We start from the raw sequence: 14,430 nt of genomic DNA, 5'->3' as shown, positions 1-14,430 counted from the left end.
GGCATCCATGCCGGGGGACCACCGATTCAGAAGCCTCCACGCGGCCTGCTGGAGGGGCGCCGCCCAGGCTGGAGCGCCAGCAGGGCCAGCCGAAAATTGAGGCGCCAATGCTTTAAAAGCTCGGCAGTCACCGCAGATCTCACTGTTCTGCTTTCGAGCCGGCCTTGGGGTCGCCGCCCCCTTTCAGCAGGCCGCGTGGAGGCGCGCTTGCGCAGGGCTAGCCGGCATGGATGCCGGCTAAGCCCCGCTGGGCCAAGGATGGCCCATCGGGGCGTGCCCTGCGCAAGCGTGCCGGAACGCGGGAACCCCTCGCCCCAGCGAGGGGCCAATGGCGGGGGCGGCGACCCCAAGGCCGGCTCGAAAGCAGAACCACCCCGAGCCCAAAACCCCAGCCCGAAGCCCCGAGCCCCGAGCCCCGAGCCCAAGAATCATCAAATCGCAGGCAAAAAAAAGGGGCGGTTTGACCCGCCCACATTTTTTCCATATTTCCCTGTATTCCCTGTCATCATCCTGATGAATCGCGTCTTGCGATGTCCTGGCTCTCGATCCGTGAGGGCCTGTGTCTGTCCGTAGACACAGTGCCGATATTAGCGATCTCCCCGGCCGTGACAAGCGCACAAACCTTTCAAAAAAAGTCATTAAGCTTATATTTCAGAAAAATAAATATATATTTTTCATAAGGTTAACTAACAACCCAGCACTTTTAAGCCGATACTCTACGCCAGCCGGTTACGATCGCTTACGTATACGTCAGCATTGGCTTACACGCAATGCCGCAAAGCACTTAAAGCAGCCGTCAAACAGGCAAAAAAATACCTCGCATCCACGAGGTATTTTTTGCGCAGCCAGCGTTATTGAAACAGTGACTCACTGGACAGACCATTCTTCTCCAAGATCTCCCGAAGCCGTTTGAGGCCCTCGACCTGGATCTGTCGCACCCGCTCACGGGTCAGGCCTATTTCGAGGCCGACATCCTCCAGCGTGCTGCTCTCGTGCCCGCGCAGGCCGAAACGACGAACCACCACTTCGCGCTGCTTGTCGGTCAGCTCCGACAGCCACTGGTCGATGCTCTGGGACAGATCATCATCCTGCAGCAGCTCGCAGGGATCGGTGGGGCGATCGTCGGTCAGGGTGTCGAGCAGGGTCTTGTCCGAGTCCGGCCCCAAGGACACATCCACCGAAGACACACGCTCGTTCAGGCCAAGCATGCGCTTGACCTCGCCAACGGGTTTTTCCAGCAGGTTGGCGATCTCTTCCGGGGAAGGCTCGTGATCGAGCTTTTGCGTCAGCTCGCGGGCTGCTCGCAGATATACATTGAGTTCCTTGACCACATGAATCGGCAGACGAATCGTGCGGGTCTGATTCATGATCGCCCGTTCGATGGTCTGACGAATCCACCAGGTGGCATAGGTCGAGAAGCGGAAGCCGCGTTCCGGATCGAATTTCTCCACCGCGCGGATAAGGCCGAGGTTGCCCTCTTCGATCAGGTCCAGCAGTGAAAGCCCGCGATTGACATAACGCCGAGCGATTTTCACGACAAGGCGCAGGTTGCTCTCGATCATCCGCTTGCGACCGGCCGGGTCGCCTTTTTGCGACAGCCGTGCGTAATGGACTTCTTCTTCAGGTGATAGCAGGGGCGAGAAACCGATCTCGTTGAGATACAACTGCGTGGCATCCAGTGCCCGAGTGTAATCAATGTACTTGTGCTGTTTGAGGGAGGTGGAGCCTTTGGCCTTGGAGCGAGCGGCGGGGACGACGGGTTCGTCATCGGCCGATGCATCCAGGACGATACCGGTCTCCATCAGGAGGACCTCATCGTCAATGTCAAACTCCGGCGCTTCTTTGCTGAGAGCCATATTTTTAGTCCCTTGTTGAGTTCGACCTCAAGCTCCAGCGACGCCTTTATCCATGGCAACGCTTGAGCCTGTCCCCGATTACGCGATGAAGGAACAGGCTGGCAACAATATCAACGACGCGGCAGGAATTGCAGCGGATCTACGGGCTTGCCCTGACTGCGAATCTCAAAATGAAGCTTGACCCGGTCGGTACCCGTTGAACCCATCTCGGCAATTTGCTGCCCGGCTTTGACCTGCTGCCCCTCCCGAACCAACAGCCTGCGGTTATGACCGTAGGCACTGACGTAGGTTTCGCTGTGTTTGATGATGATCAGCTCGCCGTAGCCCCGCAATCCACTCCCGGCGTAAACAACTGAACCGTCAGACGCAGCAAAAACAGGCTGTCCCAATTCTCCGGCGATATCAATGCCTTTATTCAAACTACTGTTTGAAGCAAATTTGCCGATCAGGACGCCATTCGCAGGCCACGCCCAGCCCGTCGGCGAGCGCTGTCCAGCAGGCACGGGGGTCGGCGTCGGAGTGACCGGCGCAACCGTGGTGCTGTTGGCCGGCGCGGTGACCGTGCCCGGGGTTGGCGCTGCCACAGGGCGGGTAATGACCGTCCGACGATAGGAAGAAGAAGGGCTGTTGGAACCTGTCACCACGGCGGAAGAACCTGCCACGACTGGCGCAGACCCCGTTACGACCACCGGTGCAGAGCCATCGCTGCTCGAACGCCCATCGAAACGGATCGCCTGCCCGGGATGAATGGTGTACGGCTGAGGAATGTTGTTACGCGCCGCCAGGGCCTTGAAGTCCCAGCCGTAGCGGAAGGCAATGGAAAACAGCGTATCGCCACGCTTGACCACGTATTGACCCGTGGTCACCGTCGGGTTCTGTGGCGCCTTGGCGCGATCGACCACCTTGACGCCACCACTGGTGGACGAACTGGCGCAACCTGACAAGGTGGCTGCAAAGGCGAGACCAATCATCAGAAGCTTGAAGCTTGATAGACCCATACGCTGCTGAATGACTGTGAGACCCACCCGCCGCTCCCTAGATTTGCTGAATAGTGCATGATCACGCGGATACATGAACGAAATTGTAAGTTTAAGTTGCAGTATACCCTGCGTCGCCCCGCTCCCTTGCTGCCTACGGGGGATACCCGCCGCATCGCTTAGCGCGACCACGGCTCTATGACCGATGGGCGCGCGCGGAATTCCATGTCGCCCAAGGCGTATTCAATCAAGCCAACGGGCCATTGAGCAGCGGCACGAAACGCACCGAACCCAGCACCCGGCGGGAGAAACCATGCTCTTCGCGCACGATCAGCAGCAACTGCTGAACCTCGCCCGAGCCCACCGGAATCACCAGGCGCCCGCCAGGTGCCAGCTGATCGAGCAGGGCCTGCGGCACATCGGTGGCCACCGCGGTGACGATGATGCCATTGTAAGGCGCCAATGCCGGCCAGCCTTCCCAACCATCGCCCCAGCGAAACACCACATTGCGCAGATTGAGCTCGACCAGACGCTCCTTGGCGCGGTCCTGCAGGACCTTGATGCGCTCCACGGAAAACACCCGCTCCACCAACTGCGACAGTACGGCAGTCTGATAGCCCGAACCGGTGCCGATCTCCATGACCTTGTCGAGCGGTCCGTCCTCCAGCAGCAGCTCGCTCATGCGCGCCACCATGTAGGGCTGGGAGATGGTCTGGTTGTGGCCGATGGGCAGTGCGGTGTCCTCGTAGGCGCGATGCGACAGCGCCTCGTCGACGAACAGGTGGCGTGGCGTGCGCCGAATCACGTCGAGCACCCTGGTGTTGGACACGCCCTCTTCATACAGGCGCTGGATCAAGCGCTCGCGCGTGCGCTGGGAAGTCATGCCAATCCCGCGGCGCATCAGATCATCCTGCTCGCGCATCAGCTCAACCCCTCCAGCCAGCCTTCAAGATGATGGAAAGCATCGTTGAAGGTACGATCGAGCTGCAGCGGCGTAACCGAAACGTAGCCTTGCATCACGGCATGGAAATCAGTGCCGGGGCCGCCGTCTTCGGCATCCCCTGCGGCGGCAATCCAGTAGCCCGGCTTGCCCCGTGGATCGATGACCCGCGTCGGCGGCTTGGCCCGCTGGCGATGGCCGAGGCGGGTCAACCGCAGACCACGGATATGTTCCAGCGGCAGATTGGGGATATTGACGTTGAGCACGGTACGCGGCGGCAGTGCCAGCGAGGTGTGCGCCTCGACCAGCTTGCGCGCGACCCAGGCAGCCGTCGCCAGGTTGTCCGGCTGGCGAGACAGCAGCGAGAACGCCAGCGAGGTGCGATTCAGGAAGCGCCCTTCAAGGGCGGCGGCGACCGTACCGGAATACAGGACGTCATCGCCGAGGTTTGCTCCCAGGTTGATGCCCGCGACCACCATATCCGGCTCGAAGGACAATAACCCGTTGAGCCCCAGATGGACGCAGTCGGTAGGCGTGCCGTTGAGGCTGATAAAGCCGTTATCGAGGACGTGCGGGTGCAGCGGCCGATCGATCGTCAGCGAACTGCTGGACCCGCTCTTGTCCTGGTCGGGGGCGATCACCGAGCACTCGGCATAATCCGCCAAGGCACCGTAAAGCGCGGCGAGACCGGGTGCGGTGACCCCGTCGTCGTTTGAAATCAGAATACGCATGGGCTGTCCGTCTGCCCTGCCGGCACCAGATCGAAGAGTTCACGCACCACGACGGTGGCGAAGCATCCGGCCGGAAGGACGAATTCCAGTTGCAGAATGTCAGGCTCGGGATAATGCCACGACAACCGCCCAATGGGCAGTCGCAGGATGCGACGTTCTTGGCTCAAACCCGCTTTAATCAGCCAATCGGCCAGATCGGCATGGGCGAGCGCGACCTTTTGTTCGATTTCACCGGCCTGCCCCGCCGAGCCCAGTGCCCCTTCCCCCCACAATGCACCGGTGGGGTGCAGATCAAGAATGGCCAGGCGCGGATCGTCGAGTTCGGCAGCGGTGGCCGGGAAGAAACTGCGGCTGTCGGTGAAGGCCAGCAAATCACCCAGCAGCGCCCGGTTCCAGCTGCCGTCGGCAACGCGGGCAGCAAGGATCTGATTGAACAGAAAGCTGCGCGCCGTCGACAGCAGCCGCGAACGCACATTGCGTTGCTCCGGCAATGCCTTGCGGGCAGCCCACTGTTGCGCGTCGAAGACATTGCCGCCGTCGTGGCCGAAGCGCTGAGTACCGAAGTAATTGGGCACGCCTTGCGCCTTGAGCTGCTCCAGACGCGCATCAAGGGCGGCGTGGTCAGCCGTCAGGCCGGTCAAGCGCAAGGTAAAACCGTTGGCCGCGTGCGCGCCACGTTGCAGCTTGCGCTTGTGACGCGTGGCCGTGAGGATCTTCAGCGTCTCGTCTTCGGCGTTGCTCAGGTCCGGATCGGCCTTGCCGGGCAGTTGCAGACTGAACCACTGTCGGGTCAGCGCCATGCGATCCTTGAGCCCGGCATAGCTGACCGTGCGCAATGGCACGCCTGCCGCCTTGGCCAGCCGCCGAGCGGCCTCCTCGGTGTTGAGATTGCGCTTCTCGACCCACAGCCACAGGTGCTCGCCATCACCGCTAAGCGGGATGTCGAGCACCTCATCGACCTGGAAATCCTCCGCGCTGGCCTTGAGCACAGCGCTACCGAGCGCCGCTCCACATGCACGCGGCCCGAGCAGTTCGAGTTCGGTCATGGGCGCAGCAACAAGGCAACGGCGTGAACGGCAATGCCCTCTTCGCGACCGGTAAAGCCGAGTTTTTCTTCGGTGGTGGCCTTGACGTTGACCTGGTCGAGTTCGACCTGCAGGTCGGCGGCAATCTGCGCACGCATGGTGTCGATATGCGGGGCCATTTTCGGTGCCTGTGCGACGATGGTGGCATCGACGTTGCCGACGACCCAGCCCTTGGCCTGAACGATAGCGAGCACATGGCGCAACAGCACGCGGCTGTCGGCGCCCTTGAATTGCGGATCGGTGTCCGGGAAGTGCTTGCCGATATCGCCCAAGGCCGCAGCGCCGAGCAGCGCGTCGCTCAAGGCATGCAGCAACACGTCGCCGTCGGAGTGAGCCAGCAGCCCGAAGCGGTGCGGGATGCGCACGCCCCCGAGAGTAATGAAATCGCCATCCGCGAAACGGTGCACATCATAGCCGTGGCCAATACGCATAAAAGAAAACGCCCCGATTGAGTCAGGGCGTGATTCTACCTGCTTTGGCCGCCCTTGGCGCCTTTGGCTTGCGCCGGATCAGGCCAGCGCCGCGGCGTGGTGACGCAGGTGGTCGTCGATGAAGCTGGCGATGAAGTAATAGCTGTGGTCATAGCCGGGCTGCAAGCGCAACGTCAGCGGGTAATCCGCCGCCTTTGCCGCTTGCACCAAGGCCTGGGGCTTGAGCTGGTTCTCGAGAAAATCATCCCGATCGCCCTGATCGACCAAGGTCGGCAGGCGCTCGCCGGCTTCGGCCAACAGCACCGAAGCATCCCACTCGCGCCACTTCGAACGCTCCTCGCCCAGATAGCGCGAGAATGCCTTTTGCCCCCACGGGCAATCCATCGGATTGCTGATCGGCGAAAACGCCGACACCGAACGGTAGCGACCCGGATTGCGCAAGGCACATACCAGCGCGCCATGTCCGCCCATGGAGTGGCCACTGATACTGCGCCGCTCGCTGGCCGGGAAATGCGCCTCTACCAAAGCCGGCAACTCCTGCACGACGTAATCGTGCATGCGGTAATGCCGCGCCCAGGGCTGCTGCGTGGCGTTGAGGTAAAAGCCGGCGCCGAGACCGAAATCCCAGGCGCCGTCCGGATCACCGGCTACGTCCGGGCCGCGGGGGCTGGTGTCCGGCGCGACGATGATCAACCCCAGTTCGGCGGCCAGCTTGTGCGCGCCGGCCTTCTGCATGAAGTTCTCGTCGGTGCAGGTCAGCCCCGACAGCCAATAGAGCACCGGCAGCTTGCCCCCAACCTCGGCTTGCGGCGGCAGGTAAACGGCGAAGGTCATGTCGCAACCCAGCACCTCGCTGCGATGCTTGTAGCGCTTGTGCCAGCCGCCGAAGCTCTTCTGGCAGGAAACATTCTCCAGACTCATGGCATGCCCCTTAGAAGTGGATGACGCTGCGGATGCTTTTGCCTTCGTGCATCAGGTCGAACGCCTTGTTGATATCTTCCAGGCCCATGGTGTGGGTGATGAAGGTATCCAGCGGAATCTCGCCCTTCTGCGCCATGTCGACATAGCTCGGCAGCTCGGTGCGACCGCGCACGCCACCAAAGGCCGAACCGCGCCAGACGCGACCGGTCACCAGCTGGAATGGACGGGTAGCGATCTCCTGGCCGGCGCCGGCGACACCGATGATCACCGATTCACCCCAACCCTTGTGGCAGCACTCCAGCGCGGCACGCATCAATTGCACGTTACCGATGCATTCGAAGGAAAAATCCACGCCGCCATCGGTGAGGTCGACGATGACTTCCTGGATCGGACGGTCGTAGTCCTTGGGGTTGACGCAGTCGGTGGCGCCCAGCTGGCGAGCGATCTCGAACTTGGCCGGGTTGATGTCGATGGCGATGATGCGGCTGGCCTTGGCCTTGACCGCGCCGATGACCGCGGACAGACCGATGCCGCCCAAGCCGAAGATCGCCACGGTGTCACCCGGCTTGACCTTGGCGGTGTTGATCACCGCACCGATACCGGTGGTCACGCCGCAACCCAGCAGGCAGACCTTTTCCAGCGGTGCTTCTTTCTGGATCTTGGCCACCGAGACTTCCGGCAACACGGTGTACTCGGAGAAGGTCGAGGTGCCCATGTAGTGGAAAATCGGCTTGCCTTGATAGGAGAAACGCGAGGTACCGTCGGGCATCACGCCTTTGCCCTGAGTAGCGCGCACGGCCTGGCACAGGTTGGTCTTGCCCGACAGGCAGAATTTGCACTTGCGGCATTCGGCGGTGTACAGCGGAATCACGTGGTCACCCACGGCCACCGAGGTCACACCCTCGCCGATGGCTTCGACCACACCGCCACCTTCGTGGCCGAGGATCGACGGGAAGATGCCTTCAGCGTCGGCACCCGACAGGGTGTAGGCATCGGTATGGCACACGCCCGAAGCGACGATACGCACCAGCACCTCACCCGCCTTGGGCATGGCCACATCGACTTCGACGACTTCCAGCGGCTTCTTGGGCTCAAAGGCAACGGCGGCACGAGACTTGATCATCAACAGGGCTCCAACAGAGATAACGGAAGCCTTGCAGTGTAATTCATGATCTTTTGATTAATAATCCGCAGCGCAAAAAAACATTATTGCTGTACAGGGATAATAAGCAGGTATCTGGCGATGAACGAGAACCGCTGGGAAGGCATCGATGAGTTCGTCGCGGTGGCCGAGTGCAGCCAATTCACCGCTGCCGCCGAACGCCTTGGCGTATCGCCCTCGCATATCAGCCGGCAGATCGCCCGCCTTGAAGACCGCCTGCAGACGCGCCTGCTGTACCGCAGTACCCGGCGGGTGACGCTGACCGAGGCCGGGCAGACCTTTCTGCAGCATTGCCAACGCTTGCAGGACGGGCGCGAAGAGGCGTTGCGCGCGGTGGGTGATCTGGCCAGTGAGCCCAAGGGCCTGCTGCGCATGACCTGCGCGGTGGCCTATGGGGAGCGCTTTATCGTGCCGTTGGTGACGCAGTTCATGGGGCAGTACCCGCAATTGCGGATCGATATCGAGCTGAGCAACCGGCCACTGGACCTGGTGCACGAGGGCATCGACCTGGCCATTCGTCTGGGCCGACTGCAGGATTCGCAATTGGTGGCCACGCGCCTGGCGCCGCGGCGCATGTACCTGTGCGCGTCGCCGTCCTATCTAGCCCGCTATGGCCGGCCCCACAGCGTTTCGGAACTCGCGCGCCACAATTGCCTGGTAGGCAGTTCCGACCAGTGGGCGCTGCAGCAGGATGGCCGGGAATTATCACAGCGGGTGCAAGGCAACTGGCGCTGCAACAGTGGGCAGGCGGTGCTGGACGCAGCGTTGGCGGGCATCGGTTTATGCCAGCTGCCGGATTATTACGTGCTCGAGCATTTGCGCAGTGGAACATTGATCTCGTTGCTGGAGGCGCATCAGCCGCCGAATACCGCGGTGTGGGCGCTTTATCCGCAGCAACGGCATCTGTCGCCCAAAGTGCGCAAGCTGGTGGATTACCTGCGCGAGATGCTGGCCAGAAGGCCCGAATATCTCGGCTGAACTAGCCTGGCTTGCTGGCCCAACGCTGCCTCAGCCACTCCAGATCTTCCGGGCGAGTGACCTTGAGGTTGTCGGCACGGCCTTCGATCAGCCGTGGCGCCTGGCCGGCCCATTCCATGGCCGAGGCCTCATCGGTGATCGCCACATCGGCCACCAGACTGTCGGCCAGCGCCCGGTGCAAGGCGCCCAGGCGAAACATCTGCGGCGTATAGGCCTGCCAGATGCTGCTGCGGTCCACCGTCTCGCGGACCCGGCCGCTGCTGTCGGCGCGCTTCAGGGTGTCCCGCGCCGGCACCGCCAGCAAGCCGCCGACCGGATCGTCGCCCAGCTGGACCAACAGGTTATCGAGATCGCTGCGTGCCAGATTTGGCCGGGCGGCATCGTGCACTAGCACCCAATCGTCATCGTCGGCGCCGCGTCCGTGCAGATAGAGCAACGCATTCAAGACCGAATCGGCCCGCTCGACACCACCGGCCACGCGCTGGATCCGCGGGTCGCTGGCGCAGGCGAGGTTCGGCCAATAGGGATCGTCCACCGCCAGGCTGACCACCAGGCCCTTGAGCCCCGGGTGATCGAGAAAACAGCCGAGGCTATGTTCGAGCAGTGTTCGCTGACCCAGGGTCAGGTATTGCTTGGGGCGGTCGGCGGCCATGCGCGCGCCCACCCCCGCTGCGGGGATGACTGCCCAGAAGGCAGGTAAAGCTGAATTCATTGGGCCAACTGATAGAGAGTCTCGCCGTTCTTGACCATGCCCAGTTCCTGGCGGGCACGCTCTTCAACGGTTTCCATGCCTTTCTTCAACTCGGACACCTCGGCGTCGAGCACGCGATTGCGTTCTTCCAGGCGCTTGTTTTCAGCTTCCTGGTCGGCAATCTGCTGGCGCAGCTCGGTGGCCTGGGCCAGGCTGCCGTTACCGACCCACAGGCGGTATTGCAACCCACCCAACAGGGCGAGCAAAACGAGGAACAACCAGTAAGGACTGCGCATCAAGGTATCCAGTGGTAAAGACGATCACATCTTGGAACGTCTGATGGCACGAAGCCCGGCATGCACCGGGCTCAGCACTCTGAAGCATCTGCCAGCAACGACGGCGTTCGAATCATTCGGACCGCCGGCTGGCATCTTTTTACCATCTATTGCCCGGCGGTGAAATGCCCCGCCCGAGCAACGGTCATGCGTCCTGCCTGACTGCGATCATCAACCGCGGAATTCGGCACGACCACGGTAGGCCGCCTTGTCACCCAGTTGCTCTTCGATACGCAGCAACTGGTTGTACTTGGACACACGGTCGGAACGGCACAGCGAGCCGGTCTTGATCTGGCCAGCGGCAGTACCCACCGCCAGGTCGGCGATGGTGGAGTCTTCGGTTTCGCCCGAACGGTGAGAAATGACCGCGGTGTAGCCAGCGGCCTTGGCCATCTGAATGGCTTCCAGCGTCTCGGTCAGGGTGCCGATCTGGTTGAACTTGATCAGGATCGAGTTGGCGATCTTCTTGTCGATGCCTTCCTTGAGGATCTTGGTGTTGGTCACGAACAGGTCGTCACCTACCAATTGCACCTTGTCGCCGATCTTGTCGGTGAGGATCTTCCAGCCAGCCCAGTCGGACTCGTCCAGGCCGTCTTCGATCGAGATGATCGGATAGCGCTGGGTTAGGCCGGCCAGGTAGGTGGCGAAACCTTCGGCGTCGAACTTGTGGCCTTCACCGGCCAGGTCGTAGGTGCCGTTGTCGTAGAATTCGCTGGCGGCGCAGTCCAGGGCCAGGGTCACGTCGGTGCCCAGTGTGTAGCCGGCATTTTTCACTGCTTCGGCGATGGCGCCCAGCGCGTCTTCGTTGGATGCCAGGTTCGGCGCGAAGCCACCTTCGTCACCCACGGCGGTGTTCAGGCCGCGGCCTTTGAGCACAGCCTTGAGGTGATGGAAAATCTCGGTGCCCATGCGCAAGGCGTCGGAGAAAGTCTTGGCGCCGACCGGCTGCACCATGAATTCCTGGATGTCGACGTTGTTGTCGGCATGTTCGCCACCATTGATGATGTTCATCATCGGCACCGGCATGGAATACACGCCCGGCGTACCGTTGAGGTTGGCGATGTGCGCGTACAGCGGCAGATCCTGATCCTGAGCAGCGGCCTTGGCGGCGGCCAGGGACACCGCGAGAATGGCGTTGGCGCCCAGCGAAGCTTTGTTCTCGGTGCCGTCCAGCGCGATCATCGTGTGGTCGAGGGCCTTTTGATCCACCGGATCCTTGCCCAGCAGCGCATCACGGATCGGACCGTTGATGTTGGCGATCGCCTTGAGTACGCCCTTGCCCATGTAACGGCTCTTGTCGCCATCGCGCAGTTCCAGAGCTTCACGCGAACCAGTCGACGCACCCGACGGCGCACAGGCGCTGCCGATGATGCCGTTGTCGAGCAGGACATCTGCCTCGACGGTAGGGTTGCCACGGGAATCGAGAACTTCACGACCTTTGATGTCGACGATTTTTGCCATTGTTATGAGCACTCCGAAGTTGACTAGGACAGTGGGGAGATTTTGCGGCCAGCGGCGTTCACCTGTAGCGAGGGGGCTTGCCCCCGATAAGGTGTATCAGACGCATGATCGGCTCTGATCCACCGCAATCGGGGGCAAGCCCCCTCGCAACAGTGCTGTGACAAATCGAGCAGTACTTTACCCGAAATAACCGTTACGCGGTTTCGATCGGGTCGAAACTCTTGATCAGTCGATCCAGCGCCTGGAGCTGAGACAGGAAAGGCTCCAGCTTGTTCAAGCGCAAGGCGCACGGGCCGTCGCATTTGGCGTTGTCAGGATCGGGATGGGCTTCAAGGAACAGACCCGCCAGGCCCTGACTGAGGCCGGCCTTGGCCAGGTCGGTCACCTGGGCACGACGACCACCAGCCGAATCCAGACGCGCGCCCGGCATCTGCAGGGCGTGGGTCACGTCGAAGATCAGCGGATATTCGAACTGCTTCATGATGCCGAAGCCCAACGGATCGACCACCAGATTGTTGTAGCCGAAGCTGGTGCCACGCTCGCAGAGAATCAACTGTTCGTTGCCCGCTTCTTCGAACTTGGTCAGGATGTGCTTCATCTCCTGGGGCGCGAGGAACTGGGCCTTCTTGATGTTGATCACGGCGTTGGTCTTGGCCATCGCCACCACCAGATCGGTCTGACGCGACAGGAAGGCCGGCAACTGGATGATGTCGCAGACTTCAGCGACCACGGCCGCTTGCGCTGGCTCGTGGACGTCGGTGATCAGCGGCACGTTGAAGGTGCGCTTGATCTCTTCGAAGATGCGCATGCCCTCTTCCAACCCAGGACCGCGGTAGGACGCTACCGAGGAACGATTGGCCTTGTCGAAGCTAGCCTTGAACACATACGGGATACCGAGCTTTTCGGTAACGCGCACGTACTCTTCACAGACCTGCATCGCCAGATCGCGGGACTCCAGCACGTTCATGCCACCGAACAGCACCATCGGTTTGTCGTTGGCAATCTCTATGTCGCCGACGCGGATGATCTTCTGTGCCATGACTCAAGCCTTCTTCTGGTGTTGAGCGAGTGCCGCCTTGACGAAACCACTGAACAACGGGTGGCCGTCACGAGGCGTCGAGGTGAATTCCGGGTGGAACTGGCATGCGACGAACCAGGGGTGATCCTGACCTTCGACCACTTCCACCAAGGCGCCGTCGCCGGAACGACCGGAAACGATCAGGCCGGCCTCGATCAACTGCGGCAGCAGGTTGTTGTTCACTTCATAGCGGTGACGGTGACGCTCGACGATCACGTCCTTGGCGTAGCAGTCGTGCACCTTGGAACCGGCTACCAATTGGCAGTCCTGCGCGCCGAGGCGCATGGTGCCGCCCAGATCGGAGGTTTCGGTACGGGTTTCGACCGCGCCGGTGGCGTCTTCCCATTCGGTGATCAGGCCCACGACCGGGTGACCGCTGGCGCGATCGAACTCGGTGGAGTTGGCATCTTTCCAGCCCATGACGTTACGAGCGAACTCGATGACCGCCACTTGCATGCCCAGGCAGATACCCAGGTAAGGGACCTTGTTTTCACGGGCGAACTGCACGGCAGTGATCTTGCCCTCGACGCCACGCAGACCGAAACCGCCGGGCACCAGGATCGCGTCGGCGCCTTCCAGCAGGCCGGTGCCCTGGTTCTCGATGTCTTCGGAGTCGATATAGCGCAGGTTGACCTTGGTGCGGTTGGCGATGCCGGCGTGACTCATCGCTTCGATCAGCGACTTGTAGGCGTCCAGCAGTTCCATGTACTTGCCGACCATGGCGATGGTGACTTCGTGCTCCGGGTTGAGCTTGGCGTCGACGACCTTGTCCCACTCGGACAGATCGGCGCTGCCGCATTGCAGGCCGAAACGCTCGACGACAAAGTCATCCAGGCCCTGGGCGTGGAGCATGCCCGGGATCTTGTAGATGGTGTCGGCATCTTCCAGGGAGATGACCGCGCGCTCTTCGACGTTGGTGAACGAGGCGATCTTGCGGCGCGAGGAAACGTCCACGTGGTGGTCGGAGCGGCAGATCAGCACGTCTGGCTGCAGGCCGATGGAGCGCAGCTCCTTGACCGAGTGCTGGGTCGGCTTGGTCTTGGTCTCGCCAGCGGTGGCGATGTACGGCACCAGCGTCAGATGCATCAGCATGGCGCGCTTGGAACCGATCTCCACACGCAGCTGGCGGATGGCCTCGAGGAAGGGTTGCGACTCGATGTCACCGACCGTGCCGCCGATTTCGACCAGCGCCACTTCGGCGTCGCCGGCACCCTTGATGATGCGGCGCTTGATTTCGTCGGTGATGTGCGGAATGACCTGAATGGTCGCGCCCAGGTAATCACCACGGCGCTCCTTGCGCAGGACGTGTTCGTAGACACGGCCGGTGGTGAAGTTGTTGGTCTTGGACATGGTCGTGCGGATGAACCGCTCGTAGTGACCCAGATCGAGGTCGGTCTCGGCGCCGTCGTGAGTGACGAACACTTCACCGTGCTGGAAAGGGCTCATGGTCCCTGGATCGACGTTGATGTACGGATCCAGCTTGAGCATGGTGACCTTAAGCCCCCGCGCCTCCAGGATGGCCGCCAATGATGCCGAAGCAATGCCTTTCCCCAATGAAGAAACAACACCGCCCGTGACGAAGATGTAGCGCGTCATGAAAAACCCTAGAAGTCTGCGTTAAAGCGGTCAGAGCCGCCGGGGAAAGCGAAGGAAGGCCGAAGCCCCCGATGGCCAAAAATCATTTGGACATCGGCAACCCCTGCGATTACTGGAATCCACAGAAGTTGTATCAAGAAGGGAGCGTAGTCTACCGGAAAGCGCCTTTCATCTCAAACGTTGCTCGC

The 14,430-nt window shown here is 61.4% G+C and carries 14 protein-coding genes; 1 reads left to right on the top strand and 13 read right to left on the bottom strand.

The features are described from left to right. Nucleotides 1-851: 851 nt before the first annotated feature. The 8 genes from rpoS to AC3WJP_RS18815 form a co-directional block, all read right to left on the bottom strand. Nucleotides 852-1,856 carry an RNA polymerase sigma factor RpoS gene (gene rpoS, locus AC3WJP_RS18850; protein WP_493722080.1) on the bottom strand — a complete coding sequence of 335 codons (1,005 nt, stop codon included), beginning with the start codon at nucleotides 1,854-1,856 and terminating at the stop codon, nucleotides 852-854. Nucleotides 1,857-1,966: 110 nt separating this feature from the next. Further along, the gene (locus AC3WJP_RS18845; RefSeq protein ID WP_493722079.1) at nucleotides 1,967-2,881 is read right to left on the bottom strand and encodes a peptidoglycan DD-metalloendopeptidase family protein; all 915 of its coding nucleotides are present in this window, start codon (nucleotides 2,879-2,881) and stop codon (nucleotides 1,967-1,969) included. 199 nt (nucleotides 2,882-3,080) lie between these two features. Continuing rightward, the gene (locus AC3WJP_RS18840; RefSeq protein ID WP_493722084.1) at nucleotides 3,081-3,716 is read right to left on the bottom strand and encodes a protein-L-isoaspartate(D-aspartate) O-methyltransferase; all 636 of its coding nucleotides are present in this window, start codon (nucleotides 3,714-3,716) and stop codon (nucleotides 3,081-3,083) included. 38 nt (nucleotides 3,717-3,754) lie between these two features. Then, nucleotides 3,755-4,504 (bottom strand): 5'/3'-nucleotidase SurE, encoded by a 750-nt coding sequence (gene surE / locus AC3WJP_RS18835; RefSeq protein ID WP_493722078.1) that lies wholly within the window; start codon nucleotides 4,502-4,504, stop codon nucleotides 3,755-3,757. Next, complete coding sequence (truD, locus tag AC3WJP_RS18830) at nucleotides 4,492-5,550, bottom strand: tRNA pseudouridine(13) synthase TruD (protein WP_493722077.1); 1,059 nt, start codon at nucleotides 5,548-5,550, stop codon at nucleotides 4,492-4,494. The genes surE and truD overlap by 13 nt, the downstream gene beginning before the upstream one ends. Beyond that, nucleotides 5,547-6,020 carry a 2-C-methyl-D-erythritol 2,4-cyclodiphosphate synthase gene (gene ispF / locus AC3WJP_RS18825; protein WP_493722076.1) on the bottom strand — a complete coding sequence of 158 codons (474 nt, stop codon included), beginning with the start codon at nucleotides 6,018-6,020 and terminating at the stop codon, nucleotides 5,547-5,549. Before ispF ends, truD begins: the two co-directional genes overlap by 4 nt. A 78-nt stretch (nucleotides 6,021-6,098) precedes the next feature. Next, a complete protein-coding gene (gene fghA, locus AC3WJP_RS18820; RefSeq protein WP_493722075.1) occupies nucleotides 6,099-6,941 on the bottom strand; it encodes an S-formylglutathione hydrolase in 843 nt (280 codons plus the stop codon). Nucleotides 6,942-6,951: 10 nt separating this feature from the next. Then, complete coding sequence (locus AC3WJP_RS18815; RefSeq protein WP_493722074.1) at nucleotides 6,952-8,064, bottom strand: S-(hydroxymethyl)glutathione dehydrogenase/class III alcohol dehydrogenase; 1,113 nt, start codon at nucleotides 8,062-8,064, stop codon at nucleotides 6,952-6,954. A gap of 120 nt (nucleotides 8,065-8,184) precedes the next feature. Between AC3WJP_RS18815 and AC3WJP_RS18810 the strand changes: the two genes are divergently transcribed. Continuing rightward, the gene (locus AC3WJP_RS18810; protein ID WP_493722073.1) at nucleotides 8,185-9,081 is read left to right on the top strand and encodes a LysR substrate-binding domain-containing protein; all 897 of its coding nucleotides are present in this window, start codon (nucleotides 8,185-8,187) and stop codon (nucleotides 9,079-9,081) included. 1 nt (nucleotide 9,082) lies between these two features. Here the strand turns inward: AC3WJP_RS18810 and ispD are convergent, their stop codons facing one another. The 5 genes from ispD to pyrG form a co-directional block, all read right to left on the bottom strand. Beyond that, on the bottom strand, nucleotides 9,083-9,793 hold the full coding sequence (gene ispD / locus AC3WJP_RS18805; RefSeq protein ID WP_493722072.1) for a 2-C-methyl-D-erythritol 4-phosphate cytidylyltransferase: 711 nt from the start codon (nucleotides 9,791-9,793) through the stop codon (nucleotides 9,083-9,085). Continuing rightward, nucleotides 9,790-10,068, bottom strand: a complete 279-nt coding sequence (ftsB, locus tag AC3WJP_RS18800; RefSeq protein WP_226504963.1) for a cell division protein FtsB — start codon at nucleotides 10,066-10,068, stop codon at nucleotides 9,790-9,792. Before ftsB ends, ispD begins: the two co-directional genes overlap by 4 nt. A gap of 210 nt (nucleotides 10,069-10,278) precedes the next feature. Continuing rightward, nucleotides 10,279-11,568: a phosphopyruvate hydratase gene (eno, locus tag AC3WJP_RS18795; protein ID WP_493722071.1), complete on the bottom strand. Its 1,290-nt coding sequence runs from the start codon at nucleotides 11,566-11,568 to the stop codon at nucleotides 10,279-10,281. Between the two features lie 193 nt (nucleotides 11,569-11,761). Further along, nucleotides 11,762-12,607, bottom strand: a complete 846-nt coding sequence (gene kdsA / locus AC3WJP_RS18790; RefSeq protein WP_493722070.1) for a 3-deoxy-8-phosphooctulonate synthase — start codon at nucleotides 12,605-12,607, stop codon at nucleotides 11,762-11,764. Nucleotides 12,608-12,610: 3 nt separating this feature from the next. After that, entirely contained in the window at nucleotides 12,611-14,242 is a 1,632-nt protein-coding gene (gene pyrG / locus AC3WJP_RS18785; RefSeq protein ID WP_493722069.1) for a CTP synthase, read from the bottom strand. Nucleotides 14,243-14,430 lie beyond the last annotated feature (188 nt).

Source organism: Pseudomonas sp. GW821-FHT01A09 (genome assembly GCF_058986725.1).
The sequence above is the reverse complement of the archived record's forward strand: the minus strand, read 5'-3'. Positions and strand labels throughout refer to the sequence as shown.

Coding starts and splice junctions, on each gene's coding strand:
- rpoS (WP_493722080.1), bottom strand. CDS start 1,856: ATGGCTCTCAGCAAAGAAGCGCCGGAGTTTGACATTGACGATGAGGTC.
- AC3WJP_RS18840 (WP_493722084.1), bottom strand. CDS start 3,716: ATGACTTCCCAGCGCACGCGCGAGCGCTTGATCCAGCGCCTGTATGAA.
- surE (WP_493722078.1), bottom strand. CDS start 4,504: ATGCGTATTCTGATTTCAAACGACGACGGGGTCACCGCACCCGGTCTC.
- truD (WP_493722077.1), bottom strand. CDS start 5,550: ATGACCGAACTCGAACTGCTCGGGCCGCGTGCATGTGGAGCGGCGCTC.
- ispF (WP_493722076.1), bottom strand. CDS start 6,020: ATGCGTATTGGCCACGGCTATGATGTGCACCGTTTCGCGGATGGCGAT.
- fghA (WP_493722075.1), bottom strand. CDS start 6,941: ATGAGTCTGGAGAATGTTTCCTGCCAGAAGAGCTTCGGCGGCTGGCAC.
- AC3WJP_RS18815 (WP_493722074.1), bottom strand. CDS start 8,064: ATGATCAAGTCTCGTGCCGCCGTTGCCTTTGAGCCCAAGAAGCCGCTG.
- AC3WJP_RS18810 (WP_493722073.1), top strand. CDS start 8,185: ATGAACGAGAACCGCTGGGAAGGCATCGATGAGTTCGTCGCGGTGGCC.
- ispD (WP_493722072.1), bottom strand. CDS start 9,793: ATGAATTCAGCTTTACCTGCCTTCTGGGCAGTCATCCCCGCAGCGGGG.
- ftsB (WP_226504963.1), bottom strand. CDS start 10,068: ATGCGCAGTCCTTACTGGTTGTTCCTCGTTTTGCTCGCCCTGTTGGGT.
- eno (WP_493722071.1), bottom strand. CDS start 11,568: ATGGCAAAAATCGTCGACATCAAAGGTCGTGAAGTTCTCGATTCCCGT.
- kdsA (WP_493722070.1), bottom strand. CDS start 12,607: ATGGCACAGAAGATCATCCGCGTCGGCGACATAGAGATTGCCAACGAC.
- pyrG (WP_493722069.1), bottom strand. CDS start 14,242: ATGACGCGCTACATCTTCGTCACGGGCGGTGTTGTTTCTTCATTGGGG.